Source organism: Phenylobacterium sp., from assembly GCF_030693805.1.
Classification (GTDB): Bacteria; Pseudomonadota; Alphaproteobacteria; order Caulobacterales; family Caulobacteraceae; genus Phenylobacterium.
This window is the reverse complement of the sequence record NZ_JAUXZW010000082.1, coordinates 1-1477: the sequence shown is the minus strand read 5'-3', so window position 1 is coordinate 1477 and position 1477 is coordinate 1. Positions and strand designations below refer to the sequence as shown.

The 1477-nt window shown below is 67.3% G+C and carries 2 protein-coding genes; both read right to left on the bottom strand.

Features of this window, described 5'->3' with window-relative positions:
* Positions 1-304: hypothetical protein (locus Q8M88_RS03755; RefSeq protein ID WP_305594912.1), on the bottom strand; the 304-nt coding region annotated here is incomplete at its 3' end.
* A 181-nt stretch (positions 305-485) separates the two neighbouring features.
* Positions 486-635, bottom strand: coding sequence for a hypothetical protein (locus Q8M88_RS03750; RefSeq protein WP_305594911.1), 150 nt, complete (start codon positions 633-635; stop codon positions 486-488).
* Positions 636-1477 lie beyond the last annotated feature (842 nt).

Below are 1477 nucleotides of genomic sequence, written 5' to 3'. Positions count from 1 at the left end.
GGCCGAGGGCTTCGCCCACGACCTCGTCGAGCTGCTGGCGGAGCGTCGAGACGATCGCGCCATCGCTCATCGAGTCGTCTCCGACCACGAAGGCGAGGGAGAGGACATGGCGCCTCCTGCCGTCGCGGCCATCGAAGAACTGCAGCAGCGACGCCGATGGGCGATCGCTCAGCACGACCCGCTGCACGACGACCAGGAGATGCTCCGGCGGAGCCACGCCGAGCGCCTTGAACTGCGCCCGCGTCGCCCGCACCAGCGCCCGCCGCAGACGGCGCGCCCTGCCGTGCTTCGCATCGACGATCACGACTGGCTTCCACGGACGGAGCCGGTGGACCGTCGCGGACCACCCGGCCTTCATGAGCGTGACGCACCGCTGCGCCGCGCTCCTGATCCGTGCGGCCCACCGCGCCATCAGACGCGGGCGCCGCTTTCTTCCTCGCCGTTCCATCCGAACTCTTCCCTTCCGTCCCGTTGCTTCGGGACTGCTATCCGCCGACCACCTTCGAGGTGATCGCCAGCGCGAACATGACGGTGGCCGCGAGGGTGGCGAGTTGCGCCGCCCGCTGGCCTCGACGACGACCACGCATGTGGCGGTGTTCGTCCTGTTCCATCTGTGTGTCATCGAACGAATCCACAGGTCCTCCTTCCGGTTAGATGACGTCCGGCGACTGACATGCGCGTCAGGATCACGATCGGTCGGTGCAGACCGATCGCTGTTGCTGATGCACTGTCGGCGAGCCGGAACTCGGCGGGTCGTCGCGGGGCGCTCGGCGCTCGCCGGCACTCCGTTCAGACACCGCTCCTGATGACGACACGACGCGGGTCACTTCGCGACCGTTGCGCCGCTGCTGCCCCTGTTTACCTCCTCCTTTCCCTTCGTCCGCTCCTGATGATCTGCTCGTTCGATGCGTCGACCGGAGAGCGCAGTGCTCGTTTCCCGAAGGTCGATCCGCTTCCACATCTCGGTGAGCAGCCGTGCCGGTTGTCTTGCCTCGGGGCTGGCGATTCCGGCGAAACGCACTTCGTACGCGGAGCAGGCTAGCAATGGCCGGTCCAGCGGGAGTCCAGCCGCAATCCAGAACCGCGGCCTGCACACCTATTTCGGTCGCTTCGCTCCAGAGGTCGGCGGTCATCGAATAGCCGAGAGGGGCAGCAGGAACGGATCGCTCCACTCCCGCCGGCGAACGCGCGCCCGGTCTCCACGAGGATTACGGAGGTTCGGCGGCGCGGTGGACTGAGTCTGGATTGAAGAAGCCGCGGATATGTACGTGGTTGATTGATCGCATGAGGAATGCAGGCGGACGGCCGGTCGCGTCACGTGCACGGGCCGCGTGCTCGTGTGCCGTTGCTGCCTGACACCCCTCGGCCACTTGCGTCCGCGTCGCATGCGAGCGATCCGCGCACGATCGCGCATCGGTGCTACGAGCACGCAGCCACGGCTCGCCGATTGCGGGCGGGTCGGACTTCCGAGAGTGCC